Source organism: Jannaschia sp. R86511, from assembly GCF_042466345.1.
GTDB lineage: Bacteria > Actinomycetota > Actinomycetes > Actinomycetales > JBBAYJ01 > Aquipuribacter.
Map to the genome: position 1 here is coordinate 4,635,320 of NZ_JAXHCD010000001.1, position 24,128 is coordinate 4,659,447.

Sequence of the window (24,128 nt, forward strand, 5' to 3'; positions counted from 1 at the left end):
CCTTGGCCGGAGCAAGGGTCATCGTCACGGGAGGTAGCTCGGGCATCGGCCGCGCGCTCGCCCGCGCCATGGCCGACGAGGGGGCGACGGTCGTCATCACCGGCCGCGACCGGGAGCGACTCCACGAGGCGGCCCGCAACCACCAGTCGATCCGGACGGTCGTCTGCGACGTCACAGACGCGGAGCAGATCGAGGCCCTCCACGATCAGGTCCTGGCCTCCGGAGGTGTCGACATCCTCGTCAACTGCGCCGGGGTCATGCACTTCTTCGACGTCACGTCCGGCTTTCCGCTCCAGCGGCAGCTGCAGGAGATCGACATCGACGTAGCCGGCCCGGTCCGGCTGGTCCACGCGTTCCTGCCGCACCTGCTGCAGCGCAGGTCGGTGATCGTCAACGTCAGCTCGGGACTCGCGTGGGTGCCCTACGCGTCGGCACCGGTCTACTCCGGAGCCAAGGCCTTCGTCCACGCCTGGACGGTTGCCCTGCGGGAGCAGCTCAAAGGCACGTCGGTCCGGGTGGTCGAGCTGCTTCCCCCGGTCACCGACACGCCACTAGCCGACGGTCTCAACCCGAGCTTCGCTCGCATGCCGACCGACGACCTCGTCCAGGCCTTCCTCCAGGGGCTGCGTCGGGGCCAGGACGAGATCGCGCCCGGGCAGTCGGTGCAGCTGAAGTGGCTCAGCCGGCTCGCGCCCGGCCTGATCTTCGCCCGGCTCAACGCGACCAGCAGGCCGTCTGCCGTTCACGCCTCGAAGGAGCACTACGAATGAACTACGTCATCCTCTTCGCCCAGGTGACCGTGGCCACCGTCGTGTACGCGCTGATCTACCTCTGGTACGTGGCGCCCCGGCTGTCCGGCCTGCCTCTGACGGCGGCCTTGCAGCCTCTCCTGCTGGTCCAGGCGTTCCGGTTCACCGGACTCACGCTGGCCGCCGAGGGCCAGGTCGATCCCGCGGTGCCCAGGGACCTGCTGCTGCAGGCCGGGCTCGGTGACATGGCTACCGGTCTGCTCGCGATCGTGGCGCTGGTCCTGGCCCGACGCGGCTCCAGCGCCACCGTCGCCGTGACGTGGCTCGTGACGGTGGTGGGCCTGCTCGACTTCGTCAACGTCGGACGGATCGTCGCCCAGACCGACCTGATCAGCTACGACATCGGCGGCATGTGGCTCGCCCTGATCTGGTACGTGCCGCTGGTGCTGATCTCCCACCTCGCGATCATCGGCGTCCTGCTGCGCCGCGACGCATGAGCCGACCCGACGCAGAAGTCCCGCCCCACTCCGATCGAAAGGAACGAGCCATGGGCACCGGATACCCCGACGGCAGCACCGCGCTGCTGTTCGTCGACCCCTACAACGACTTCCTGGCCGAGGAGGGCAAGATGTGGCCCCTCGTCCGCGAGGTGGCCCAGTCGGTGGACCTCCACTCCAACATCGCGTCCATCCGAACGGCGGCGCGTGAGGCCGGTATCCCCGTCGTCATCCTGCCCCACCACCGGTACGAGCCCACGGACTTCCAGGGATGGGTGAACCCGACACCCTTCCAGCTGGGTGCCCACGCCAACCAGCTGTTCGCCCGCGACGGCTGGGGCGGTGAGTGGTACCCGGGCTTCGGCCCCGAGCCCGGAGATCTGGTCGTCAGGGAGCACTGGAGCGGGTCCAGCTTCGCCAACACCGACCTCGACGTGCAGCTGCGCCAGCGCGGCATCACCCACGTCATCCTGATCGGCCTGATCGCGAACACCTGCATCGAGACCAGCGGCCGCTACGCCTCCGAGCTCGGCTACCACGTGACGCTGGTACGCGACGCCACCGCCGCCTTCTCCGCCGAGGCGATGCACGCCGCCCACGAGATCAACGGCCCCACCTACGCCCACCTCATCCTCACCACGGCCCAGCTCGTCCACACCCTGACGTCCGAGGACACCCCCACACAGCGAAGGGAACGACGATGATGACGATCGACGACGTGATCGCCAAGCAGGAGATCGCCGAGCTGCACTACCGGTATGCGAGAGGGATCAACACCCAGGACTGGGCGATGTTCCGCTCGGTGTTCCACGCCACGCTCGTCGGGGACTTCTCGAAGTGGGGCATGGGCGCCCGGATGCAGCTGCCTGGCGATGCCTTCACCGACCTGGTGCGGTCCCTCTTCTCGACCGAGGGGCTCGTCACCCAGCACTACATGACCAACTCCCTGGTCGAGGTGGACGGCGAGACCGCCCACGGCGACACCTACGTCTTCGCCCGCCACAAGCTCGGCGAGGAGGTGATGAGCCTCAACGCGGTCTACACCTGCGACTACGTGCACGGTGGCGAGGGATGGAGGATCTCGGCCATCACGATGACGCCGACCTGGGACGAGGGCGGCGACGTCATCAAGTTCTTCCAGCTGCCCGACCCTGCACCGACCGGCAGGCACCACCTCTTCGTCACGGCCACCCCGGTGCTCGCCGAACACGCCGCCCTCGAGCGCTACGTCGGCGGCGTGGTCCCGATGCTGATGCAGGCCGGTGGTTCCCAACCCATGATCATCAAGCAGGACGAGTCAGTCGTCGGCCACACCGACACGTTCATGTCGATGATCGTCACCTTCGCCGACGCCGACTCGGCCCGTGCCGGCCGAGCGGTCTTCGACAGCGACGCGTACGCGGCGCTCGTCCCCGACCGCGACGCCGCGTTCAGCCAGATGAACATCGCGTTCTACTCCGACATGCCGCAGACCTGATCGACCGAACAGTCTCGTCGTGGGCTGTCGTCTGGAGAGGTGAGCAGGGCCGCCCCGCTCCGAAGGAGAGGACGCTGATGACCGACACCGGTCTCCACGGTCTGGAGCTGCCAGACCACCCGGCGATGCGCTTCGAGCACGCCGTCGTGGGTGGTCACCGCCTTCGCTTCGCCGCGGCGCGGCGGCCAGGCGCACCACAGATGTTGATGACGTCGCCACAGCCGATGAGCGTGCTGACGTACCGGAACATGTGGAGCCGCCTGGCCGAGCGGTTCGACCTCGTCGCCGTCGACCTGCCCAACCACGGCGGGTCGGACGCAGCGTCGGACGTCACGACGGTGGATGAGCACGCTGCGTTCCTCGGCAGGATCCTCGACCACTTCGAGCTCGAGCGTCCCCACTTCGTCGGGCCGGACGTCGGGACGCCCACGGTCCTGCGGTTCGTGGCCGACCACCCGGAGCGCATCGCATCGGTCGTCGGCGGCGACGCCGGGACGGTCTCGCCGGTCCAGGGCGACCTGACCTTCCGGCTGCTGGTCAACTCCCGCCTGTTCGGGCTGGCCGTGCGCTCACTCGGTCGAAGGCTGGGTGGCCGCATCTACGTACGCGCGGCGAACCGCATCGGATTCCACCAGGAGCGGCCCCCGAAGGCGGTGCTGGACGATTTCCGCGACGGCTCGACCGGGCCGGGCAAGCTCCGTGGCCAGGTGGGCTTCCTCGGCAGCTACCCCGGCATCGTGCCCCGCATGATGGAGTCCTACGCGTCGATCCGGACGCCGGTCCTGGTGCTCCACGGCGAGCACGACACCTTCGTCGCGATGAGCAACTCGACGCGCCTGAGCGAGCTGCTGCCCAACAGCGAGTTCGCCGTCATCCCCGACGCGGCGCACTACTCGTGGGAGGACGGCACCGAGGTCTACCTGCAACACATCCTCGACTGGACCGACAGGATCGAAGCAGCACGCTGAGCGCACTGCCCGCCCGGAACCCCCGACGTGACGGCTATGGCCTGGGCGTTCATCCCTTCCTCCCGGCGGCTGTGGCTGTGCTCCGGCATCGATCTGAAGCCGGCGTTCCGCGCAGGCTGCGCCGCTCTCGGATGGGCGTGCCCCCGAGCGGGTGACCAACCGGGGTCGGTGGGTCCCCCTTCGATCAGAGCGCCATCGGTTGTCCCGATGCGGGTCGAGGCGTCACAGGAATCGCATCGGGTCGACGGGGGTGCCGGCGACCCGGGTCTCCAGGTGCAGGTGGCAGCCGGTCGACGTGCCGGTGGTGCCGACGTACCCGATGACCTGCCCGCGGCTGACCTGCTGGCCTGCGCTCACGGCAAGCCGGCTCTGGTGGGCGTAGGCCGTGGACAGGGAGCGGCCCCCGACGTCGCCGTGCGCGATGACGACGAGGTTGCCGTACCCGCCACCCCAGCCGGCGCTGACGACCGTGCCGTCGGCGGCGGCCGTGATCGGCGTGCCGCACGGCGCCGCGAAGTCCGTGCCGGTGTGCAGCTTCCGGTACCCGTGGACCGGGTGGATGCGGTACCCGTACTGCGAGGAGGTGCGAGCGCCCTCGACGGGCGACGACAACCAGCCCGCGAAGGCCGGGGTGTCTGCCGGCAGCCCGGCGTCGCCGACGACCGCAGCCCGGGCGGCTGCAGCCCGGTCGGCCTCCGCCCGGGCGGCCTCGGCCAGGGCCTGCCTCAGGGCGACCCGTTCGGCCTCCCGTTGCTCCCGCTCGACCGCCGCCGCGAGGGCCTCGTCGGCGGAGTCCAGCAGGTCTCGGCGGGCCGCGAGCGCGGCCTCCGCGTCGCGGTGACGGGTCTCGGCCTCGGTCTCCAGCTCGGCGCGCAGCCGGCGGAGCTCCTGCACCTGGGCGGAGGAGTCGACGGCCACGTCGACCCGCTCGCGCGCCCGCTCGACGGTGGCGGCGTCGGAGTCGAGGACGACCCGCGCGGCCTGGAAGCCGGACGCGGCCTCGCCGAAGCCGGAACCCGTCGAGGCGAGGGCGGTCCAGGCCAGCCCGACCGTGCCACCGGTCCGGTACAGCGCGCGCACCCGGCGGGTGGCAGCGGCGCGGTCGGTCTGCAGCTCGCGGCCGGCGTCGTCCAGCGAGACCTGCGCCTGGACCTCGTGGGCGCTCAGCGCGTCGAGCTCGGCGCGGACCACGTCCCAGTCCTCGAGGGCGACCTCCGCCCGGACGTCGAGCTCGTCGACCTGGGCGGCGAGCGCGTCGACCTGGGCCCGCAGCGCCTCGCTGCCGGCGGCGGCGGCCGTGGCTTCCGCCGCCGGTGGGGTGGGCGCTGCGGGGGCGAGCGGCAGCATGCCGACGGCGCGAGACGGCTGGGCGACGGGGCCGGGTACCGCCGCCTCCGCGGGGGCGGCGCCGAGCGCCACCACGGCGGCGAGCAGCACGGCGCCGGTCCTGCCTCGCCCGACAACTCGCACACCTCTGCCTCGGCTGGTCGCCGCGCCTCCTCAAGGACCTGACACCCGCTCGGGCGAACCCTGCCGCCCCTCGTGGCCCGCGGGACGCCGACGCCCGCGCGGTCTCGCTCGACCCGAACCGCGTTCCGGGGGCCCGGCCCCCCGGTTCGCAGCGAGTCGGGCGGGCCGGCCTCGCCGGGAGCTCGCCTCAGCGATCCTGGCCCGAGGGGTGGAGCGAGGGGAGCTCCCTGGGGGACCTCGCCGTCGAGATGGCGCTCGACGTCATCGCTTGCCCCTTGTACTGGCGCCTGTCCGCACGACGGGTTCCTGTCGACGGCGCGCACCTCGACAACCTGTGCGTGTGGCTGCGGCGAGCCCACGGAGCGTCCGAGCGGTAGCGTCCCGGCGCAGGATCAGGCCTGTGCGAGCGGCATGACCTTCGCTCGGGCGACGGCGTCCGGCACCGTCAGCCGGACCACCTCCCCGTTCTCCTTGTTGACCAGCCGAGGACCGTTGGCGATGGGCGCACCGTCCGGACGCGTCCCCCGACTCGTGTCCAGGACGAGGAGGAGGAAGTGCGAGGCGTCCTCCCGCGCCAGCGCACGGTCCACTCGCAGCTGGGCCGAGTCGAGAGTGGCTTCGACCAGGGTCACGGCGTCGGACAGGGTCATGCTCGACATGGTGGCAGCACCCCTGCGTGGACATCGCAGACCCGCCCTCGGCGGCGACCTGCTCGTGGCTCAGGCCTTGCCGGTGGACCGCGCCCGCAGGCACACTCGAAGGCTCCCGCTCCCGCTCGGTCGCCTCGCCCGGCGGCGGGTGGTAGCGGTTCGATCAGCCGCAGCACAGACCCTGGGGAGGACCGGATGCTGTCGTTCCGATCGCGGAACTCGTTCCTGTCCATCTGCTCCGACGGGTCGGTCCTGTCGGTGGGCTCGATCGGGTCGGTCTGCTCGGTCGGGTCGATAGGTGCCCTGTTCTCGATCGGCTCGATCGGGTCGTTCCTGTCCGTGGGGTCGATGCTCTCCGCTGCCAGCAACTGCTCGATCCTCAGCCACCGCAGCAACTGCTCGATCCTCAGCCGTGAGACCTCCACCTCGAACCTGAGCCACCACAGCACGGGCGCCGTCCTGGACCGACCGGGAGCGTGGCGCACATGAGCGTGGAGCGAGTGGTCCCGGATCTGCTCAGCCGGTCGCTGGAGGACGCCACGGCCTTCTACGGCCGGAGCCTCGGCCTCGAGCCGGTGATGAACCTCGGGTGGATCGTCACCCTGGCGGACCCGAGCCGGCCGGGGACGCAGATCAGCGTGATGACCCATGACGAGACCGCGCCGGTGGTGCCCAGCGTCTCCGTGCAGGTCGACGACGTCGACGCCGTGTACGAGGCAGCGGTCCGCGGGGGGGCGGAGATCGTGCACCCCCTCACGGACGAGCCCTGGGGGGTGCGGCGGTTCTTCGTCCGCGATCCCGACGGCAACGTCGTCAACGTCCTCGGCCACCGCTGACCTGGACGAACCACCCCAGCGCAGGTACTTCCGGTCCCCGCCGGCCCGATCGGCCGGTCGCTGCGCTGGCGCCACCCTCAGACAGGCACACGTAGCTCCGTGCGCCGGGAGCCGACGGGACTATCGACTTCCTGCAGCGGAGGGCGTGGGATTCGAACCCACGAGACGGGTGGTGACCCGCCCAACGGTTTTCGAGACCGGTCGCTGCATGTTCTTGGACCTGCTGGTCTTCCCCGCTGCGACGACAACACCGAGGCACTGCCCAGGCACGGCGTCACGAACGCGCCCCTCGCGAGAGCGTCATCTTGACCGGCCTAGCAGCTACAGCAAAAAGGCATCGTCGGCCATGGGCCAGCACCGAACCCCTGGGGTTGGAACAGGCGGGGGCAGCAAAGCCGGGGTCGTGCACACGGGGTCAGCGCCCGGGAAGGCTGCCGTCGGTTGCGAACGCGATCTCCCTTGAGCCAAGGGGACGGGCACCACAGGAACCCGCCCCCTTCGTCACCCCCGCTCGTGTCGAGCGACATCCCGGACAACCGCGCATCCTCGATGACTCAGTTATCTGAACTGGAGGTCGTCCGTTCATGCCGTAACGTCTCGGCGCTTCAGCTCACTTACCGCTATCCCAGCGCCCAGAACGCCCGCTCCGATTCCATGGACAGGAAGTTCTCCAGAATGATCGCGCCGCCCTCGACCTGGGTCGACGGCATCAGGATGCAGAAGTTGCCTGTCCAATTTCCGTCGGGGAACGTCTCCCCAATGTCGAACATGGTGTCTAGCGTGCAGGAGGGGAAGAAGTCGGACGGAGCGTCATCCGGCGTCCACGAAGAATCGAATGTGTTGTTGTCCGACCCAAGAATCTTCCAAGACAGGTCGAAGCCAGGATCACCAGAGTCGCTACCGACGTACGTCCCTTCCATGGACACCAGTACGTACTGCGTGCCCTCCGGGGGAGCCTCATTAAACTCGTTATCGTCCAAGTTCTGCTGAGTAGCGTCCTTGTTGACCTCAGTGATGGCGACTTCATAGTCACCCATCGTGATACGAGTGCCCACACTCAACGGGGTTTCCCTCGTTCCAACGGCGCTCTCACTCGGTTCCGCTGCAGCTTCCTCCGAGAGGGTGCCCTCGGTCGCCTGCGTTTCCTCCACAGGCGCCGCAGTTGTCTCTTCCGTGGCGGGTGATGCAACTGCCGCAGAAGTCTCTTCCACGACGTTGGCGCCTTCGCCGTCAGGGTTGGCCGACGCGCAAGCCGTCAAGGCAAGAGCAGTCGCAACACCCAGGGTCGCGGCTCGGAATGTCTTCAAGATCGTCTCCTGTACTTACGCAGTTGAGAGTGCGGGCATGACTGAGAGGGCCTTTGGCGAAGTCGCGAGACCCCACCCTGGCCGCCCGAGGTGTCCTGAAGCGACGCTACTGGCAGGAGGGCGCCCGGGAGGCCCGCTTTCGCAGATTGTCCCTGTTTCGGGTGTAGTCGGGGCCTGACTCCGTGCATGAAGGGTGCCAGCCACGGAGACGTTGCGAACGAAGGTTTCCTGCGACCGGTCCAGCCTTAGCCCACGGGCCGTCTGCTTGCTCCCACGCAGCGACTGGAGCTCAGCACGGCCGATGGCGACCATCCCTGCCTTCAGACGGACAGGCGCCTGGCCATGGGCCGCCTAGCCGATCAGGCCAGCGGCAAGAGAGGTCCACGACGCCTGGAACGAGGACCCCTACCGCATGCCGGCCACTGTCGCCGCCTAGACCTCATCGAACCTGCGGTACTCCTTGCGTCGCAACCCGGGGTGCGTTGTCTCGCCCCGGGATTGATGGAGGCTCTCAATCCACGGAGGATGAGAGCCATGGCAGCACCACGGAAGTACCCCGACGAGCTGCGGGAGCGGGCCATCAGGCTGACCGTCGACGCCCGGAAGGACCCGGCGAGCAGGCCGGGTGCGTGCAGGCGGATCGGCGAGCAGCTGGGCATCAACCCGGAGACGCTGCGGGGCTGGGTCACCCAGGTCGAGGTCGACGAGGGCGCCCGCGCGGGCACGACGACGACCGACGCGCAACGGCTGAGCGAGCTGGAGCGTGAGGTCAAGGAGCTGCGCCGGACGAACGCGATCCTGCGCAGCGCGTCGGCTTTCTTCGCGGCGGAGCTCGACCGCCCACAGCGGTGATCGTCGACTACATCGACGCCCACAAGACCGAGCACGGGGTCGAGCCGATCTGCACCGCCCTGACCGAGGCCGGCGTCACGATCGCCCCGAGCACCTACTACGCCGCCAAGGTCCGGCCACCCTCGCAGCGCAGCCGTCAGGACGCGGTCACGACCGAGGCCATCCGCACGCTGCACGCGCTCAACTACGGCGTCTACGGAGCGAAGAAGGTGCATGCGGAGCTGCGTCGGGAAGGTCACGTCGTCGACCGCGGCGACGGGCCCCGACCGGTCGCCCGCTGCACCGTCGAACGGCTCATGCGCGCCGCTGGGCTGCGCGGGATCACGCGCGCCAAGGGTCCGCGCACGACCGTCCCCGGCGACGGCCCGGACACCCGACCAGACCTCGTGCAGCGGGCGTTCACCGCGACGGCCCCGAACCAGCTCTGGGTCGCCGACATCACGTACTGCCGCACCTTCACCGGCTGGGTCTACGCAGCGTTCGTCATCGATGTCTTCAGTCGCCGGGTCGTGGGCTGGCAGCTGTCGAAGAACCTTCGCACCGACCTCGCCCTGGACGCCTTGGAGATGGGGATCTGGACACGCCAGCACGCCGGCCAGGACGTCACCGGCCTGACCCACCACAGCGACAAGGGCGTCCAGTACGTCGCTGTTCGCTACACCCAGCGCCTCGCCGAGGCCGGCGCCGTCGCCTCGGTCGGGTCCACTGGGGACTCGTATGACAATGCCCTGGCCGAGGCGTTCAACTCCCTCTTCAAGGCCGAGCTGGTCCGGAACAAGGGCCCCTGGAAGTCCATCGACGACCTCGAGATCGCCGTCGCGGAGTACATCGACTGGTTCAACCACCGGCGCCTGCACGGCGAGATCGGCCTCGTCCCACCCGCCGAGCTCGAGGCACAGCACGAGGCCGCCCATGGGTCTCAGATCGACACGCAGGACCGTCCCAACCTCGCCCCGACTACCGTCGAGGCGTCAGTTCCGAGCCTCCACTGAACCCGGGGCGAGACAGCGTAGACGAAACGGTGCCCGACCAGTTTCTTGTTTGCGCACGCACCGTGAGGCCGCCGCCGGCCCCTGTAGGTCGTGATTGGTGCGCTCTCGCCTCGTCTCGTCGACCTATGGACGACCAACTTGAGGGTCGACGTTGCTCCTCAGGGAGCGCAAGGTCTTTCAAGCGGAGGGCGTGGGATTCGAACCCACGAGACGGGTGGTGACCCGCCCAACGGTTTTCAAGACCGTCCGCTGTACCGACTCTGACCTGAGGGTTCGATCCCGGTTCAGGCCGCGAGGGCACTGCTCAGGCGCAGCGCCAGCGCCCACCGCCGACAACGGCCATCTGCAGTCGATGACCACCGGACACCGCCGTTCTGCGTCGAAGGACCCGGCCGAACGACGCCGGCTGCCGTGTCCGCGTGGGGGGTGCTGCCGACGGCATGGACACGACAGGGCGCCAGCGACGGCTGCTCCGCAGTCGCCAGCGGTTGGCTTCAGCGGCGGACGACTCGCGACCAATCAGCCCGGAGCTGGGCTGGCCCCGTCATGCTCGGGCGCGTTGCGCGTCGCGGCAGTGGACGACGTCCAGCACGGTCACCGCGCGCAGCTGCTTGTAGATCCGGCAGGCGACCCGCTAAGTGCCGCGGCGGGCGCCGTGGCAACCGCCCAGCGGCGCCCGCATCTGCGTGCGGGCAGGAGGTCTGTACCTTGCGGCCCCTGCGGTGGGCACGCCTCTTGTCATCCACAGCCGCTACCGACCTGCCGGCTGTTGAAGTCAAGGCACCGCTTGTGACGGTGTTGCTAACCGCCGAGGCACGGCAGAACGGCCAGCGCTACGACAGGTGCCTGTCGGGCTGAGGCGACACGGGGGCGGACCAGGGGACGTGGCCCGGTCTGGGCGGTGGCGGGTTAGTCTCCGCGTCATGCCTTGGGTGGGATGGTGGAACCTTGAGTCCTAGTGCGGAGCGGTCGCTGTCGCTCCTTGCCCTTGAACGCTTCGCCGACGACTGCAGCAACCGCGGGCACACGTTATGCGGCTCCTCTGGCGGTTGCCTCGAGGCGCTCGAAAGCCTTCGAGGCCTGTCCGACGTCGAACAGCAGGCCGACTTCTACGACCTGAGCGCGACGACGGCGCCCTTTCAGGGGCTGCCTCAACATCATTGGCCAGCTTCAGCTCTGATCAGGCTGGTCAAATCGTCGTTGCTCGAAGTGCCTTGGACTGATTCCCTCCGACGCTCGACTCACACAACGCTCGCTCTGGCCCGACTCGGAGAATTGGGTTTTCCGCCTGACGCTTTGGTTCGCACCTATCTCGGCGCCGCCTTGCAGCGACAGGTGCTTCTGACCGCGACAGCGTTCCGGCACGAGATTATGCGCAACGGTCTTGATATCAGAGCGATACCCTCGCAGTTGCAGCCTTGGCTGCCGGTACTTGAAGCGGACTTGTCGGCCGAGACGAGCGCGGACCTTTCATTCCCGGATGCCGCCGCCATCGTCACCACTGGGGCGGCGTCGAAAACTGCGACCGACTGGGTTCGTACGGTTGCAGTTGCTCACCTGATTGACTGGCGAATCGACGCCCCGCTGGTGACGACTCTCCGCCCGCAAGGCACAGTGGTCCCAGCCGGCCGGGACGCAACGGTTTGGGTGTTCGATCGCTTCTCCTGCACATCCCTGGACGAATGGCAGCGGACGTCTCTGGATTGGGAGTTGCTGTGGCTCCACAGTCCCGCCATGGTGGCCGACTCGGTGGGGTTGAGTAGCGAGTTGCTCGCCAGCCGACCGAGTTCCGAGCGGATGGTTATGACGGCCATCCGTCGTCGCCTACTGGAGGGAGCGGGCGACGATCCTTTGGTTGCAGGACTGTCTTCCGTCGAACTCCGCAGCAATGTGGTAGCGCTGCTGCAGCGAGGCCAGCTGGAGCAAGCGCGAACCCTCGCGTCAAGAGCGCACGAGATGGCGCCCGGCGATGACACACTCACTAACGTGCTGGCTTTTTGCACGATCCCCCACGACCCGGCTGCCGCCAAAGAACTTCTTAATAGGACGCGCTTTCGGGGCGGCGAGGAACTGCTCGTCCAAAAGGCTAATCTGGCGACGGTTGATTTCCTGATCGGGGCAAAGCATCAGGCAAGGTTGGCTGTCCTAACGACGCTTCGCACCTGTGGAGAGTGCAAGGCGTGGCTTTGGGACTATACCGATCCGGGGGCCTTGCCGTCGCTGACGTATCGACCGATACGGGATTGGGCGCGTCGACTCCTCGCCCTACTCTAGGCCAGGAGTCAACTTCCCGATCCGAAGTGCTTCCGTACGTCCTTCATGGGAATGAACAACTGCAATTCATCAAGCGGAGATGGCAATACGTCAACGTTGTGCTCGTAGAAGCGTCTGGCGGTCTCGTCACGAGCGTGCACGAGGACTGCAGCGGCGGCGACGCTGTCGCTCAGCATCGCCGCCCGCCGCAGCGCATCCTGCAGTATGTCCACCCCGAGGCCGTGGCCCTGCATACTCTTGTCGACGGCAAGACGGGCCAGGAGCAAACACGGCAGCTGTTCGGGCCGACCTCCCTTCTGCAGCCGACCTGGCACGCTCTTCAACTCTGCCGCCGCCATTGCAATAGCGTAATAGCCAACTACCCGATCATTCTCGAGAGTGACATATGTGATGGCATTGTTTGCGCGGAGGTTGGTGTAGGCGAAGCGCTTCAGCCAATCATCAAGCTCCTGCGCGCCAGACTCAAATTCAGCAGTAGAATCGCTGCTCTTGAGTGTGCGGGGCTGAGACGCCATAGACTTTCGCTTAGACGGTGGAGTCGTCGAAGGAAGTCTTCCGGGCAGCGAGCTTTTCAAGCTTGCTCGTAGGCATCGGCGCCTCAAGGAGTCTGTTGAACTCGTCCCACTGCTCGGGGGTGGCGAAGAACCAACGCCGATCCGCAAGGATGCGCTCAGCCCGCTCAACAGCACTGTCGACTATAAAATCAGTCACAGTTCTGTCCGTTGCCGCAGCCGCACTGCGCAAGACTTGGTCCTGCCGGCTGGTCATCCTGATGTTTGCTCGTTGGTCTTTGGTGGCGGCCTTGGTGGTGGTGGTGGCGGCGGCTGAGGCATCCTGGCTAGGCATGATGACTACTCCCTCTCGTGTACAGACATCGTACGTACGCTATCGGCGGGTCGTCAACCTGACTTGAGCAACCCACTCCAGCGCCGCGCCGGGGTTGTGAACCCTACGGACCGGGGTGTGGGTCCCCGGTCAACGCTCTTCAGACCTCGGCGAAACCGCCTCCGACCAGCATCGATGTGCCCTGTCCCGCCGGCCGGACACCAAGCGGGCACCACGCGGACGCCCCGTTTGCGACACGGGTGACGCCCGCCCGTCGCTCGGACTTGTGGTTCTCATGTCGACCCGGCACCGTCGCTCAAGCCGGCGAGTGCGCGGGGCAGTGACCAGGCGGGCGTCTGAGGCCTCCCCCCGAGCAGAGCGTCGTCGAAGGGCTGCAAGGCGCCCCTGTTCTGTGCCTCCTAGGCCTAGCGGTTGGGCTGAGCCACGTAGCCACCCTCGCCGCCGTGCGCAGCGCTTCCGTCGGGGCCCTCGAGCCTTCGCACGTCCCCCACGGCTTGCAGCCCAAGGTCATCAGCTCCGTCTTGGGCTGGCGAGGCGGTGGCCGGTGACGCCGCCAGGACTCCGGCGGACAGGACCCTGGGACACAGCGCGGCGGCGAGGCATACGAACGTCGCGCACCTCGCCGTCAGCCGGCGTCCGGCTTCGGACCGGCTGGGTCGGCGTCGGGCTGCGGCTTCCGCGATCCCGCTGAACACCCTGCTCGATGCGGCGCGGGCCCGGCCAAGGGTCCCGACCCCGAACCGGCGGGCGTTGTCGACACCGTCCGCACCGGTCTCCAGCACCTCGTCCCGCACGTCTGTCGCGGCATCCCGCCAGCGACGCGCTCCACCTGCTGAAGACCCCGGTCCAGGCCCAGCAGGTCGACCTCGGTGGTTCAGGACCGCGGTGAGGTACTCCTTGTGGGTCCAGCTGACCTCGCAGGCGTGGAGTGACGTGGACGCCTGTGGACAACTGGAGCGACGCGTTGACGACGCCACACCCGGGCGGCATGCTCGTTCTCAGCGGAGGGCGTGGGATTCGAACCCACGAGACGGGTGGTGACCCGCCCAACGGTTTTCAAGACCGTTCGCTGTACCGTCTCTGACCTGCAGGTTCGTCGCCATTCTAGGTCGCCAGGGCACTGTTCAGGCACGAGCCAGCACCCACAGCCGACAACGGCCCGTCTGCAGTCGGTGACCACCGGCCACGGCCGCACTGCCTAGAAGGACCGGGCCGAACGACGTTGGCTGCTGCCACCCGGGCCGCGGTCCTGCCGGAGAGTCAGAAACCGACCGCCGATCTGGTTGTCGAGGGGGTGGCATCTCGCTCGCCAGGCGCAGGCCGTGCCCGAGGGCAAGCGCCGCGCCCGCGCCGGGGCCGCGAAAGAGCACTCGCCGACCTCACCGCTGCGCCATGAGAACTCGCGGTGCGCACACGTGACGGTCGACGGCCAGCACCGACGCACTCGAAGCTCGCCCAGCTCGACCTCGGAACGCGGGTTGGCCCACCGGTGGTGAAGCCAGCGTCGGTGTCACATTGCCGACCTGTTCGGAACGGCTGACCCGGACGGGTTTGCTGGGCCATTGTGGCTGGTTGTTGGAAGGTCGGAACGCTTAACCAGCGGGGTCGCGTTCGGGGGTCGGTTGCTGGGACGGTCTCGCCAACCAGCCCTCACTATTCGTGGGGAGCACCTCGACAATGCGGTCGTGGACCTCCTGCTACATGGTCCGATCCGACGTGGCCGTCAGCCTATTCACGGGGGCAGTCGCAGGGCGGAGTGCTCCAAGCTGTTCGTTGATCCCCTCGCATGTGCGACCCGATGGGCTCACACCACGCCGTCCAGAAGGTCGTCTTCATCGTCGCCCGGGAAGAGGTCCGGCCGGACGCGGCGGGCAATCTCCTCGGCGATTTCGGCAAGAGTGCGGTCACCAGTAGAGCGGGCGAATTTGTCGGCCAGGCTAGGGCTTTGATTGCGTCACAATGCCATCCAACTCGTATTGCGGCCAATCCTTCGCAAAGAACGCCGAGGAAAGGATTACGACGCCAAAGGTGCTGCGAGCTAGACCCTGGTCGATTTTTCTTCTTAGGCTGTCACCGATGCCGAGCTCGAAGGCATCGAACCAAACCTTGACGCCATGCGCAACTAGTGCGTCTCGCAGGGGGCGCGCGACAGCACTCTTGTCCTCGCTGGCGTGAGAGATGAAGACGTCCCACACCTCACCGCTGTCAATCACCACCTGTGGTGGACGTTCGGCGCGGACCTGCGATAGCGGTGATGGAACGTTCGTTACCGTGCGGACTGGGGGAAGGGGGGCGCTGCGAGCCTCCTTCAGGGGCGGCGGCTCGACCGTCACGGCTGCGTTCACTCGGGCGCTGGGCTTCATCCCCATTAAGTCGACAGTCACGTACCAGTGGCCCGTGCGCGGCACCACCATGCGATGCGGGGATCGCTTCACCAGTCCACCGCCGTTGACCTTGTGGCTCCGGCCCGCCCTGAACGCGCTGAGGCCAGACGAGTCGAGAAGGCGAACGTTGGCCGCGCTCCCCTTGAGCGTCACCACCACCGTAGACTTCGCTGTAACCTGCCTAAGGTCGAATACCTGGAAATTGATCTTGGGTGGCACGGCGTCGACTCCCATGGGTAGATGTGCCCGAAATTATACGCTAGTCGTGATCCGACCCGCGGCAGTTGAACGTCTCGGGAAGGACTCGCCTACTTCGAACCCCAGATGTGCCAGACATGTCGAAGTGTCGCTGAAGGCGTGAACACCGCACCCCAACTGAGGAATGGGGTCTCGGAGGACTTGGACGTTAACCCCGTCGAAGTCTTGGGACTCGTGGGCTCGAATCGAGGCCCGCCGCCCGTGCACGTCCAGCGGCGGCAGACCGCGCTTCTCCGGCAACCGCACTGGCCGACGGGTGGGCCAGGAACCTGGGTCCGATGACGTCCGTTGAGGATCCGTTGTGGGACGGCCAGACGCCGGCGACAGGCGGATGCCGGGCCGCCAGCCGGGCCTGTCAGCTGGGGGTCGGCTGAGGGGCCTCCGTCCGGTCGAGCAGCCACGACTTCACCAGACCGTGAAGCGGGCCCACCGCTGGGACGTCTTGCGTAGTGTGTTGACCAAGGGCCAGGAGGCTGAGTGGACAACTTTGATGCGCGTCTGTTCGAGCGCCGCGTCGGATACCTGATCGACGGCGTAGAGGGCACCCCGTATATTCCAGCGACCCTCACCTCGCTCGACGAGCGTCGGTTCCTCCTTCAGATGCAGTTTGAGGGCGAAGCATCCTGGACGCACGAGTGGTTCAAGGAGTGGAGGATGCCGGCGACGCTGGGTTTCGTCGACAACCTTGGCGTGTGCACCCTCGTGGACTGCCGGCTCACGCGGACGACCGGCCCGGGTTCGCCTGGCGCGGCTGGCTTGGCCACGGCGCGAGTTGGCGCTTTGCTCAACGGCGTTACCGAATTGAACGAATCTGCGGTGGAGCAAGCTCACGAGATGCGCTCTTCCATCAGCGGGCTGCACGCTTTTATGGGCTGGCTTGTGTCCAGTAAGGACTTCGAGCAGGACGACGAGGGCCTCATCACATCGATGGCGATTCGCTTCGTCATCCCCGAGCCGATGAAGGTGAAGTTGGGGAACGCCAGCCTCGCGGTAACCGGTCACTGGCGGCCAGCACCTGATGGGGACGGCACGACTGAGACCACGGTAGTACACACCACCTTCGCGGAGGCGGTGCCATGGGAAGCGCACATGGCACGTCATGGAGCAGTCCGGGACCTGGTTTCGCTCTCGTTTTGGCAGGGCTGTGAATTTTTGACCCACGAGGTCAGAAGGCCCGAGTGGCCGTTGCGCAACATCAACTCGGAGCCCCTTGGACCCCACTGGTGGCGAATCATCACGGATCGTTATCGCCGGTCTTCCGCCCCGCCGCGTGAGGTCAACCCGTCGATCGTGCGGGCTGTGTACCTTCGCCACCTCGGTGGCGAGGCGGGTCTGACAAAATGGTTCGAGGTGGCGGAGCGGTACGCCCGTACGGTGGGGCCACTTGTGTCTGTGTTGTACGAGGCGGGATCGGTCGAGGGTAGGTTAATGCAGGTCGGCATTGCCATGGAGGCCTTCGCCTACCAAGGATGTACGGAGGAGGGGATGTCTCCAAGGAAGGCTGACGCGATGACCACGCGTGGGCGGGCCCAATGGGTGGTGGACCACGTCAAGGGTGACAGCGCCTGGGACCTCGGTGCCACTTTTGACTGGCCCGCCATGTTCGCCGACACCTACATCGCCGTTAAGCATGCCGCCAGGCCCCTACCCGGCATCGATGAGACGTTCGCAGCGTACTTCAGCGGTGCGCAACTGCTCAGGCGCGGACTGTTGCAGAAGGTGGGCGCCGAGACGGAGCGGCTGGACCAGCTTTGGAAGGGATACACCTGGGAGAGCATCTGGCCCAAGTCGGCCGACGGCTGACGCCCCACGCCGCCCCTCGAACCGTCCGTCGACAGTTGATCGTTGGCGGGGGCGAGCGTCTGCCTGATGCAGGATCGCCTTCCAAACAATCGTCATGATTCGGCGATGGCTTGCGGTCGGCTCGGGTTCACCCAGGATGTCGGGCCCATTACCGGCCCCGTCGGCTGCGGGGGGCGCGCGCGGCTCAACCTCTCGGTGTCACTCGGTGTGTTGCACACGACCCGTATGCACCTCGAGGGCGCGGGTTCTCTCAATGACGGCCTTCACCATGGCGAGACTTTCGGGCGAGAGGTCCGCCGCTGCTAGAGCGACACCCCGCACGACGGGGTCGGCCATGGCGACTCTGAGCGCGTGATCCGCTTCGACCCGCTCAGCGGTTGCGGCGTCGAAGAAGTAGGCGGGCTCGACCCCGAAGTACCCGGCCAGGGCCTCCAGGTGCTTGAGGGTGGGGTTGTCTTTCAGGCCCGAACGCAGCTGCCAGATGTAGGACGGCGAGACGGTGGGGCCGCCGCCGTCTGCGATCGCGGTAGCTACCTGACGGTAGGTGGGCTCTCGCCCGGTCAGACTGCCCCGGACACTGAACAGGCGGTCGAGCCTTTCAGCGAGCGTCGGCTGTGCACCGTCGTCGTCCAAGCCGTATCGCCCTCCTGAGCTGGTCTCCCCGCCCTCCGCACCATCGGACCTGGCGAACGAGCGGGTTGAGTGTGCCGACAGGCTAGTAGCGGTGGTTCCCCGTCAGAGTCGGCACCTGGACGGGTTGCTACGACGAAGGTGGCGTCGTTCGACGAGGCTCCCTGGGCAGCACGCTTGTTGGCGAAGGCTGCTCACGCATTCATTTGCTCGATGCTCAGAGGACAACGCCCATCGCCGAGAGGGCCACGTTGGGGTCCACGGTCTCGCCGCCACCTTCCACCTCGAAGTGGAGGTGGCATCCGGTGCTGTCGCCATTGCTACCAACGAGCCCGATGACCGCGCCTCCGGCGACAGGGGCACCCACCGTGGCGAGCACCCCGTCGTTCCACATGTGCGCGTACCGGGTTAGCACTCCCCCACCGTGGTCGACGACGACGAGCGTGCCGTAGTTGGCGGCGGGCCCCGCGCGAACGACGACACCTGGGCCAGCGGCGTAGATCGGGTCGCCGCAGGGGGCGCCGATGTCTGTGCCCCGGTGGAGCTTGCGGAGCCCAGTGATGGGGTGAATTCGCCATCCATACGGGCTGGTTATGGGCCCTGCTGCTGGACGCACCCACCCTGCGGCGGGGAGGTCCGCTGGAGGCGCGGTGACACACGCAGCGTCGGCCGCAGGGACGTTGGTGGTGCCGGCGAGGGCGGCGACAACCTCCAGGGCTGCCGGCCAGTAGCGCTCGTAGTGATAGGGATCCGCGTTGCGCTGAGTCTTGTGTGCGGCGAGGGTCGGGGCGAGGCTGTCCCAGCCGTCAATGGCCAGCAAGGCGCGGTAGAAGTTCGTGGCCGAGGTCGTCGGGTCCATGCGATCGGCGTACGAGCCCCAGGCGCCGTTGTCGCGCTGCTGGAACAGGCCACGGCTGTCTGGACCGACGCCGTCTCCGTAGTCCAGAACCCGCAGACCGGACTCACCCATCGCCGTCATGACCGCGATGAGCTGAGCACGGGCCGGTACGCCGAGTGCGCCGCCAGCGTTGATGATTGCGGCTGCGTTGCTCAGCTGCTCGGCGTCGTAGCCGGCGACTTCGCCGACCGGCAGACCCGCACCGTCCAACACCACCGGCGCTCCGCACTCGGCACTCGCCGGCGGCGGCTGAAGTGCGACGCCAGTGACACAGCTGCCGAACAAGAGCACAGCCGCGCTCATCCCGCCGATGAGGCCTCTCACGGGGCGACTTCTAAGGCGGCCCGAACGGACGCAGGGAGGCCGAACCGCTCGACCAACCACGGGGCGTCCGACTCGGTGCGGGAGAGCAGCACCTCGTAGTCGCCGGCGTCGGTGGGAACGAGCACGCGCGCGAGGTAGGCACTACCCGCGTCCAGCACCGTCGATACGTCAAGGACGGTGCTGCCCGGCACCTCGGCGGGATCTGTGGCCACGTACGCCTGCTGGGCGGTGGGTGACAGCAGCGGCGACACCGTGGTCCACCAGACGGCGTCATCAGCGTCAGACGTGAACGCAGCCACCGCGTCCCGGGCGCTGCTGGCGGCCGCGATCAGGGCTGCCTCATCCCAGGTGGGGGCGGGTCCCGGCGTCACGAGGATGTCGTCGTGACCGACGTCCGCGTGGTCTGCGGGGATCGGGCCCGCGCCGAGCGAGCGTTCCACCGTCAAGAGGTTCGACACCCCGTCCACCGAGGTGGACGAACCCGAGCAACCGGACAGAGCTAGGGCCAGCCCGGCCGTAGCCAGCGCCGGCGTCCACCTCCGCCTTGGCGCCGTCACTGACCGCGCGGTCACCGGCGCTCCCCCGCTGCCTGGTTGTGCCGTTGCTCGAGGGCTTCGCAGACCTCGTCGCGCAGGATCACCCAGGTCGCCCCGACCTTATATGCCGGGAGCTCCCCGCTACGCAACCACCGATAGATGGTCGGCTCGCGTACGCCAAGCAGGTCTGCGACCTGTTCTACGGAAAGGCGAAGGGGTAGCGCGCTGAGCAACGTGCGGATGTGTTGCACCAGAAGCCCCCTGTGGATAGGCCCGCACTTGGGACGAGAACGGCGGTGTCGTTCGTAGACTGTGGTGCACAAAGGCTCCTACTGTCTACGTGGTCCGACAGATATCCCCAGCCGCCATCCTCAGACCTGAGAGGCACTCCCCATGACGACACTGACCCAGCGACTCGTACCTCTCGTGCCGGTCCCCACCCCCGGAGCCCCCCCGGGATCCGCGCAATTCCTCACGATCCTCAACTGGGTCTCGTGGGTTGCCCTGGCGGTCTGCGTGGCCGGGGTGATCTTCGCCGGACTGGCGATGATCATCTCGAGCCGCCGTGGTGAGGGCGGCGAGCACATGGGCAAGCTCGGGACGGTGTTGGCAGGCTGCGTGATCGTCGGCGCGGCATCCGGCTTCGTCGGCGCCCTGGTCTGAGAGACCGGGGGACACGCTGATGAAGGGGACCATCACCATGAGCGCACCCGAGGACTCCACCGCCCGCGGCGACGAGAACCAGGTGCCGCCGCCCGGACGCCGCGGCCTCGTGGTTGCTGGCGTGTTCCTGCTGGTGGTCCTCGCGATCGGTCTACTCCTGGCCATCGTGCCTTCGCGTGATCCGGAGCCGGGCGCAGGCGGAAACACCACAACGACTTCTCCCAGCACCTCGTCTACGCCGGCACAGGCGCCGGCGGCCGCAGAGTGCGCGCTACCCGCTGGGGATCAGACGGTGCCGGTGGTTCCGCCGACGGACACGCAGTGGGAACTCGTCGGCCGGGTGGTCGCTCCGACGTCACCGGACGTCTACGGCCCGGCCGTGACCGATCCGGTCCGCTCGTGCTTCGCCAGGAACCCGATCGGCGCCCTGTACGCCGCTGTGAACGCCCTGGCCACGACGACGCTGCCGGACGCCCCGCGCTTGCTCGCCGAAGAGCTGGGCGCCGATGGTCCGGGCCGCGACGCAGCCCTTGCGCAGCTGCCGGCCGACGGGTCGCCCGTGCCCGCCGACGACACCGCCGCTCAGGTCCAGCTCGCGGGCTTTCAGTTCCTCTCCTTCACGGAAGACGAGACCGTGATCGATCTAGCAATCCTTGGCGTCTCTGACGGCCAGACCGGCTACGTGCACTCTGCCTTCACGCTCCGGTGGGAGGACAGCGACTGGCGCATCGTCCACACCCCCGAGGGAGCACCCTTCTCCGGCGTCCAGACCCTGCCCAGCCTTGCGGGGTACGTGCCCTGGAGCGGTACATGACGACGCCTACCCCCGACCAAGGGTGCGAGGTCTGGGAGATCGGGTGCCGCACCTCAGACGCTCTGGCAGGCGTCGTCGGCAACGGGCTGGAGGCCCTGGCCAAGGCCGTGGGGGATGCGGTCGGGTCGGTGCTGACGAACCTGGCGACGGTGTGGGTGGACGTCGGCACCCCGAACCTGACGACGTCGGGCAGCAACCCGTCCGACGCGGTGGCCTTCATCCAGGGCTCGCTGTGGTGGTACATGGCCGCCGCGGCAGTGCTGTCGGTGATGGTGGGTGGCGCGCGGATGGCGTGGACGATGCGGGCGGAGCCCGGCAAGGACGTCCTGCGGTCGCTGATGACCCTTACCGCGGTGTCCGGTGCGGGGCTGGCGGTGGTGGCGCTGGCGGTGGAGGCGGCGGACCGCTTCGCGGAGTGGATCATCGACCGCTCGACGGTGGGGACGAACTTCGGGGAGAACCTCGGGGCGCTGATCCTCGCCCCGCTGGTGACGAACCCTGCCGGAGGAGCCCAGCAGCCGGTGCTGATCGTGATTCTGCTGGGTCTGGTGGCGTTGATCTCTTCGTTCGTGCAGATCGTGCTGATGATCGTGCGCTCGGGGATGCTGGTGATCCTGGCCGGGATCTTCCCGCTGGCGGCGTCGTTCACCACGACCGAGACCGGGCGGACCTGGTTCCGCCGCTGCTGCGCGTGGCTGATCGCGTTCATCCTCTACAAGCCCGCCGCGGCGATCGTCTACGCGACGGCGTTCCGCCTCGCCGGGGCGGACCTGTTCGCCGGCAGCGACGGCAGCGGCGTCCTCGACGTCCTGGTCGGCGTCACGATGATGGTGCTGGCAATCCTCGCGCTGCCCGCCCTGATGCGCTTCGTCACCCCCGCAGTGGCCGTGATGTCCGGCTCCGGCGGGGGTGGGGCCGGGATGGCCGCCGCAGCAGCAGTCCCCACGGGGGCGGCGTTCGCGCGCTCAGGCCGCAACGGCTCCTCGGGGTCGTCAGGCGGGCGTGGTCCTGCAGGTGCGTCGAGCACCGGCGGACCTAGCAGCGGCGGATCGTCCGGGGCGGCGCAGGTCCCGTCCCAGACCGGCGGCACCGGCGCGGCGGCCACCGGCACACGCGCCGCAGGCGGCAGCGCAGCGGGCGCAGGAGCGGGCGCGGGCGCAGGGACCGCCGCCACCGCCGGCGCGGCAGCCACGGGCGTCGGCGCCGCAGTCGCAGCCGGCGCCATGGCCGCACAGGCAACACAGAAGGCCGCGACTGGCGCGGCGACACGAAGCACGGGGGAGGGGTCCTGATGAGCACGGTCGACCAGAGCTTTCAGACGTATGAGCAGCAGGCACGACGGCAGCGGACCTACGGCAACTGGCGCAAGCCAGCCACGCCCGGCCTGCTGGGCATGGGCTCGCTCGGCACGACAATCCTGTTCCTCGGCCTGGTCTCCCTCATCGTCGCCTGGTTCGTCGGCGGGTACCGGGCCGCGATCCCCACCGTCGTCGGTTTCGGGGTGGTGCTGGGGCTGCTGGCGTTCAAGGACCGCCACCAGACCACCACCGCCGAGCGGGTCGGCAAGTGGCTCACCTGGGCCCTCGCGCGCCGGCGCGGGCTGCACCTGTACCGGTCGGGTCCGGTGTCTCACGTGCCGTGGGGCACCCACCAGCTGCCGGGCCTGCTCGCGGCGTCGGAGCTCAGCGAGTGGACCGACTCGTGGGGCCGACCGTTCGCGCTGCTGCGGGTGCCCTCGACGGGCCACTACTCCGTCATCTTCGCCACGGAGCCGGACGGCGCGTCGCTGGTCGACCCCGAACAGGTCGACCAGTGGGTGGCCCAGTGGGGCGCCTGGTTGGCGTCGCTGTCCTCGGAGCCCGGCCTGGTCGGGGCGTCGGTCACGGTGGAGACCGCCCCGGACTCCGGGGCCCGGCTCAAGCAGGAGGTCGAGCTGCAGGTCCACCCCGACGCCCCCGCGGTCGCCTTGGCGATGCTGTCGGAGGTCGTGGCCCGCTACCCAGAGGGCTCGGCCACGATCCGCGCGTGGGTGTCGCTGACGTTCTCCGCGGCCACCCGCCCCGGCGCCCGACGGCGCACCCCGGCCGAGGTCGGCCGCGACCTCGCCTCCCGTCTGACGACCCTGTCGCAGGGGCTGATGGCCACCGGTGCCGGTGGCGCGCGGCCGGTCGCGGCGCAAGAGCTGTGCGAGTTCGTCCGCGTCGCCTACGACCCGGCCGTGGCGCTGACCCTGGACGAGGCCCGCCAGCAGGGCCAGGTCCCCGAGCTGCGCTGGGGCGACGTCGGACCCGTGGCGGCCGAGGCCGGCTGGTCGACCTACCGCCACGACAGCGCCGTGTCCACGACGTGGGGCATGACCGCCGCACCGCGCGGGGAGGTGTTCAGCTCCGTCCTGCACGGCCTGCTGAACCCCCACGCCGACATCGACCGCAAGCGCGTCACCATGCTGTTCCGCCCCCTCGACCCGGCCCGGGCCGCGCGGGTCGTCGACATGGACAAGCGGGCCGCAGACTTCCGCGCCACCGTCAGCGACCGACCCACCGCCCGGGCCATCAACGAGCAGCGCTCCGCCGCAGCCACGGCCGCCGAGGAAGCCCTCGGCGCGGGGCTGCTGGACTTCGCGGTCATGGTCACCGCGACCGTGGCCAGCGAGGACCGGCTGCCCGACGCGGTGTCCGCGATCGACATGCTCGCCGCGTCCTCGCGGCTGCAGCTGCGGCCCATGTACGGCTCGCAGGACGTCGCGTTCACCGGCACCCTCCCGCTCGGCCTCATGCTCCCGTCGCACTCCGCCCTCCCCTCGGCCATCCGGGGTGCCCTGTGAACCGCCGCACCGCCACCTCGAGCCAGAACGACGCGCGCAGCACCAACCAGAGCGGCCCGGTGACGAGGCCTCGGAA

24 protein-coding genes and 1 other annotated feature are annotated in these 24,128 nt (G+C 68.4%); of the genes, 14 read left to right on the plus strand and 10 right to left on the minus strand.

Annotation, left to right across the window (positions count from 1 at the left end; all coding sequences use genetic code 11):
- Positions 1 to 2: 2 nt before the first annotated feature.
- The 5 genes from SJY06_RS21740 to SJY06_RS21760 all read left to right on the plus strand — a co-directional run bounded on the left by SJY06_RS21740 (position 3) and on the right by SJY06_RS21760 (position 3,691).
- Positions 3 to 770 carry an SDR family oxidoreductase gene (locus SJY06_RS21740; RefSeq protein WP_380169615.1) on the plus strand — a complete coding sequence of 256 codons (768 nt, stop codon included), beginning with the start codon at positions 3 to 5 and terminating at the stop codon, positions 768 to 770.
- Positions 767 to 1,246 (plus strand): hypothetical protein, encoded by a 480-nt coding sequence (locus tag SJY06_RS21745; protein WP_380169616.1) that lies wholly within the window; start codon positions 767 to 769, stop codon positions 1,244 to 1,246. The genes SJY06_RS21740 and SJY06_RS21745 overlap by 4 nt, the downstream gene beginning before the upstream one ends.
- A 50-nt stretch (positions 1,247 to 1,296) precedes the next feature.
- Positions 1,297 to 1,950 carry an isochorismatase family cysteine hydrolase gene (locus tag SJY06_RS21750; protein ID WP_380169617.1) on the plus strand — a complete coding sequence of 218 codons (654 nt, stop codon included), beginning with the start codon at positions 1,297 to 1,299 and terminating at the stop codon, positions 1,948 to 1,950.
- Positions 1,947 to 2,723 carry a nuclear transport factor 2 family protein gene (locus tag SJY06_RS21755; RefSeq protein ID WP_380169618.1) on the plus strand — a complete coding sequence of 259 codons (777 nt, stop codon included), beginning with the start codon at positions 1,947 to 1,949 and terminating at the stop codon, positions 2,721 to 2,723. Before SJY06_RS21750 ends, SJY06_RS21755 begins: the two co-directional genes overlap by 4 nt.
- 224 nt (positions 2,724 to 2,947) lie before the next feature.
- Positions 2,948 to 3,691, plus strand: coding sequence for an alpha/beta fold hydrolase (locus SJY06_RS21760; protein ID WP_380169619.1), 744 nt, complete (start codon positions 2,948 to 2,950; stop codon positions 3,689 to 3,691).
- Between the two features lie 222 nt (positions 3,692 to 3,913).
- On the opposite strand, the gene SJY06_RS21765 is transcribed toward SJY06_RS21760, so the two are convergent.
- Positions 3,914 to 5,128, minus strand: a complete 1,215-nt coding sequence (locus tag SJY06_RS21765; RefSeq protein WP_380169620.1) for a peptidoglycan DD-metalloendopeptidase family protein — start codon at positions 5,126 to 5,128, stop codon at positions 3,914 to 3,916.
- Positions 5,129 to 5,553: 425 nt separating this feature from the next.
- Positions 5,554 to 5,811: a hypothetical protein gene (locus SJY06_RS21770; protein WP_380169621.1), complete on the minus strand. Its 258-nt coding sequence runs from the start codon at positions 5,809 to 5,811 to the stop codon at positions 5,554 to 5,556.
- A gap of 195 nt (positions 5,812 to 6,006) precedes the next feature.
- Here SJY06_RS21770 and SJY06_RS21775 point away from each other — a divergent pair, with 195 nt between their 5' ends.
- Together SJY06_RS21775 and SJY06_RS21780 are read left to right on the plus strand one after the other, a co-directional pair.
- Positions 6,007 to 6,300: a hypothetical protein gene (locus tag SJY06_RS21775; RefSeq protein ID WP_380169622.1), complete on the plus strand. Its 294-nt coding sequence runs from the start codon at positions 6,007 to 6,009 to the stop codon at positions 6,298 to 6,300.
- On the plus strand, positions 6,297 to 6,647 hold the full coding sequence (locus tag SJY06_RS21780; RefSeq protein ID WP_380169623.1) for a VOC family protein: 351 nt from the start codon (positions 6,297 to 6,299) through the stop codon (positions 6,645 to 6,647). Before SJY06_RS21775 ends, SJY06_RS21780 begins: the two co-directional genes overlap by 4 nt.
- 620 nt (positions 6,648 to 7,267) lie before the next feature.
- On the opposite strand, the gene SJY06_RS21785 is transcribed toward SJY06_RS21780, so the two are convergent.
- A complete protein-coding gene (locus SJY06_RS21785; protein ID WP_380169624.1) occupies positions 7,268 to 7,954 on the minus strand; it encodes a hypothetical protein in 687 nt (228 codons plus the stop codon).
- A gap of 534 nt (positions 7,955 to 8,488) precedes the next feature.
- Between SJY06_RS21785 and SJY06_RS21790 the strand changes: the two genes are divergently transcribed.
- A protein-coding gene (locus SJY06_RS21790) for an IS3 family transposase (RefSeq protein ID WP_380163351.1) occupies positions 8,489 to 9,798 on the plus strand; the annotation gives its coding sequence in 2 pieces (ribosomal slippage) (positions 8,489 to 8,768 and positions 8,768 to 9,798; 1,311 coding nt in all).
- Positions 8,767 to 8,895, plus strand: a sequence feature (AL1L pseudoknot). (Overlaps the previous gene by 129 nt.)
- A 948-nt stretch (positions 9,799 to 10,746) precedes the next feature.
- Complete coding sequence (locus tag SJY06_RS21795; RefSeq protein ID WP_380169625.1) at positions 10,747 to 12,072, plus strand: hypothetical protein; 1,326 nt, start codon at positions 10,747 to 10,749, stop codon at positions 12,070 to 12,072.
- A gap of 8 nt (positions 12,073 to 12,080) precedes the next feature.
- Here the strand turns inward: SJY06_RS21795 and SJY06_RS21800 are convergent, their stop codons facing one another.
- The 3 genes from SJY06_RS21800 to SJY06_RS21810 all read right to left on the minus strand — a co-directional run bounded on the left by SJY06_RS21800 (position 12,081) and on the right by SJY06_RS21810 (position 15,521).
- Positions 12,081 to 12,587: a GNAT family N-acetyltransferase gene (locus tag SJY06_RS21800; RefSeq protein ID WP_380169626.1), complete on the minus strand. Its 507-nt coding sequence runs from the start codon at positions 12,585 to 12,587 to the stop codon at positions 12,081 to 12,083.
- A gap of 10 nt (positions 12,588 to 12,597) precedes the next feature.
- Positions 12,598 to 12,918 carry a DUF1778 domain-containing protein gene (locus tag SJY06_RS21805; RefSeq protein ID WP_380169627.1) on the minus strand — a complete coding sequence of 107 codons (321 nt, stop codon included), beginning with the start codon at positions 12,916 to 12,918 and terminating at the stop codon, positions 12,598 to 12,600.
- 1,937 nt (positions 12,919 to 14,855) lie between these two features.
- A complete protein-coding gene (locus SJY06_RS21810) occupies positions 14,856 to 15,521 on the minus strand; it encodes a DUF1883 domain-containing protein (RefSeq protein WP_380169628.1) in 666 nt (221 codons plus the stop codon).
- 516 nt (positions 15,522 to 16,037) lie between these two features.
- On the opposite strand from SJY06_RS21810, the gene SJY06_RS21815 reads away from it, so the two are divergent.
- Positions 16,038 to 17,363: a hypothetical protein gene (locus tag SJY06_RS21815; RefSeq protein ID WP_380169629.1), complete on the plus strand. Its 1,326-nt coding sequence runs from the start codon at positions 16,038 to 16,040 to the stop codon at positions 17,361 to 17,363.
- Positions 17,364 to 17,561: 198 nt separating this feature from the next.
- Here the strand turns inward: SJY06_RS21815 and SJY06_RS21820 are convergent, their stop codons facing one another.
- The 4 genes from SJY06_RS21820 to SJY06_RS21835 all read right to left on the minus strand — a co-directional run bounded on the left by SJY06_RS21820 (position 17,562) and on the right by SJY06_RS21835 (position 20,002).
- Entirely contained in the window at positions 17,562 to 17,996 is a 435-nt protein-coding gene (locus tag SJY06_RS21820; protein ID WP_380169630.1) for a hypothetical protein, read from the minus strand.
- A gap of 214 nt (positions 17,997 to 18,210) precedes the next feature.
- Positions 18,211 to 19,215, minus strand: coding sequence for a M23 family metallopeptidase (locus SJY06_RS21825; protein WP_380169631.1), 1,005 nt, complete (start codon positions 19,213 to 19,215; stop codon positions 18,211 to 18,213).
- Positions 19,212 to 19,673, minus strand: coding sequence for a hypothetical protein (locus tag SJY06_RS21830; RefSeq protein WP_380169632.1), 462 nt, complete (start codon positions 19,671 to 19,673; stop codon positions 19,212 to 19,214). Before SJY06_RS21830 ends, SJY06_RS21825 begins: the two co-directional genes overlap by 4 nt.
- Before the next feature lie 110 nt (positions 19,674 to 19,783).
- Positions 19,784 to 20,002: a helix-turn-helix domain-containing protein gene (locus SJY06_RS21835; protein WP_380169633.1), complete on the minus strand. Its 219-nt coding sequence runs from the start codon at positions 20,000 to 20,002 to the stop codon at positions 19,784 to 19,786.
- 142 nt (positions 20,003 to 20,144) lie between these two features.
- On the opposite strand from SJY06_RS21835, the gene SJY06_RS21840 reads away from it, so the two are divergent.
- The 4 genes from SJY06_RS21840 to SJY06_RS21855 are packed head-to-tail and all read left to right on the plus strand — an operon-like array spanning position 20,145 to position 24,052.
- A complete protein-coding gene (locus SJY06_RS21840) occupies positions 20,145 to 20,414 on the plus strand; it encodes a hypothetical protein (protein WP_380169634.1) in 270 nt (89 codons plus the stop codon).
- 19 nt (positions 20,415 to 20,433) lie between these two features.
- Positions 20,434 to 21,228: a hypothetical protein gene (locus tag SJY06_RS21845; protein ID WP_380169635.1), complete on the plus strand. Its 795-nt coding sequence runs from the start codon at positions 20,434 to 20,436 to the stop codon at positions 21,226 to 21,228.
- The gene (locus tag SJY06_RS21850; RefSeq protein WP_380169636.1) at positions 21,225 to 22,520 is read left to right on the plus strand and encodes a hypothetical protein; all 1,296 of its coding nucleotides are present in this window, start codon (positions 21,225 to 21,227) and stop codon (positions 22,518 to 22,520) included. Before SJY06_RS21845 ends, SJY06_RS21850 begins: the two co-directional genes overlap by 4 nt.
- Positions 22,520 to 24,052: an SCO6880 family protein gene (locus SJY06_RS21855; RefSeq protein ID WP_380169637.1), complete on the plus strand. Its 1,533-nt coding sequence runs from the start codon at positions 22,520 to 22,522 to the stop codon at positions 24,050 to 24,052. The genes SJY06_RS21850 and SJY06_RS21855 overlap by 1 nt, the downstream gene beginning before the upstream one ends.
- Positions 24,053 to 24,128: the final 76 nt, after the last annotated feature.

Excerpts from the sequence above, each read along its gene's own strand:
- SJY06_RS21770 (WP_380169621.1), bottom strand. The coding sequence starts at position 5,811 with ATGACCCTGTCCGACGCCGTGACCCTGGTCGAAGCCACTCTCGACTCG.
- SJY06_RS21750 (WP_380169617.1), top strand. The coding sequence starts at position 1,297 with ATGGGCACCGGATACCCCGACGGCAGCACCGCGCTGCTGTTCGTCGAC.
- SJY06_RS21845 (WP_380169635.1), top strand. The coding sequence starts at position 20,434 with ATGAAGGGGACCATCACCATGAGCGCACCCGAGGACTCCACCGCCCGC.
- SJY06_RS21805 (WP_380169627.1), bottom strand. The coding sequence starts at position 12,918 with ATGCCTAGCCAGGATGCCTCAGCCGCCGCCACCACCACCACCAAGGCC.
- SJY06_RS21780 (WP_380169623.1), top strand. The coding sequence starts at position 6,297 with ATGAGCGTGGAGCGAGTGGTCCCGGATCTGCTCAGCCGGTCGCTGGAG.
- SJY06_RS21840 (WP_380169634.1), top strand. The coding sequence starts at position 20,145 with ATGACGACACTGACCCAGCGACTCGTACCTCTCGTGCCGGTCCCCACC.
- SJY06_RS21745 (WP_380169616.1), top strand. The coding sequence starts at position 767 with ATGAACTACGTCATCCTCTTCGCCCAGGTGACCGTGGCCACCGTCGTG.
- SJY06_RS21800 (WP_380169626.1), bottom strand. The coding sequence starts at position 12,587 with ATGGCGTCTCAGCCCCGCACACTCAAGAGCAGCGATTCTACTGCTGAA.
- SJY06_RS21760 (WP_380169619.1), top strand. The coding sequence starts at position 2,948 with ATGAGCGTGCTGACGTACCGGAACATGTGGAGCCGCCTGGCCGAGCGG.
- SJY06_RS21855 (WP_380169637.1), top strand. The coding sequence starts at position 22,520 with ATGAGCACGGTCGACCAGAGCTTTCAGACGTATGAGCAGCAGGCACGA.
- SJY06_RS21755 (WP_380169618.1), top strand. The coding sequence starts at position 1,947 with ATGATGACGATCGACGACGTGATCGCCAAGCAGGAGATCGCCGAGCTG.
- SJY06_RS21850 (WP_380169636.1), top strand. The coding sequence starts at position 21,225 with ATGACGACGCCTACCCCCGACCAAGGGTGCGAGGTCTGGGAGATCGGG.
- SJY06_RS21775 (WP_380169622.1), top strand. The coding sequence starts at position 6,007 with ATGCTGTCGTTCCGATCGCGGAACTCGTTCCTGTCCATCTGCTCCGAC.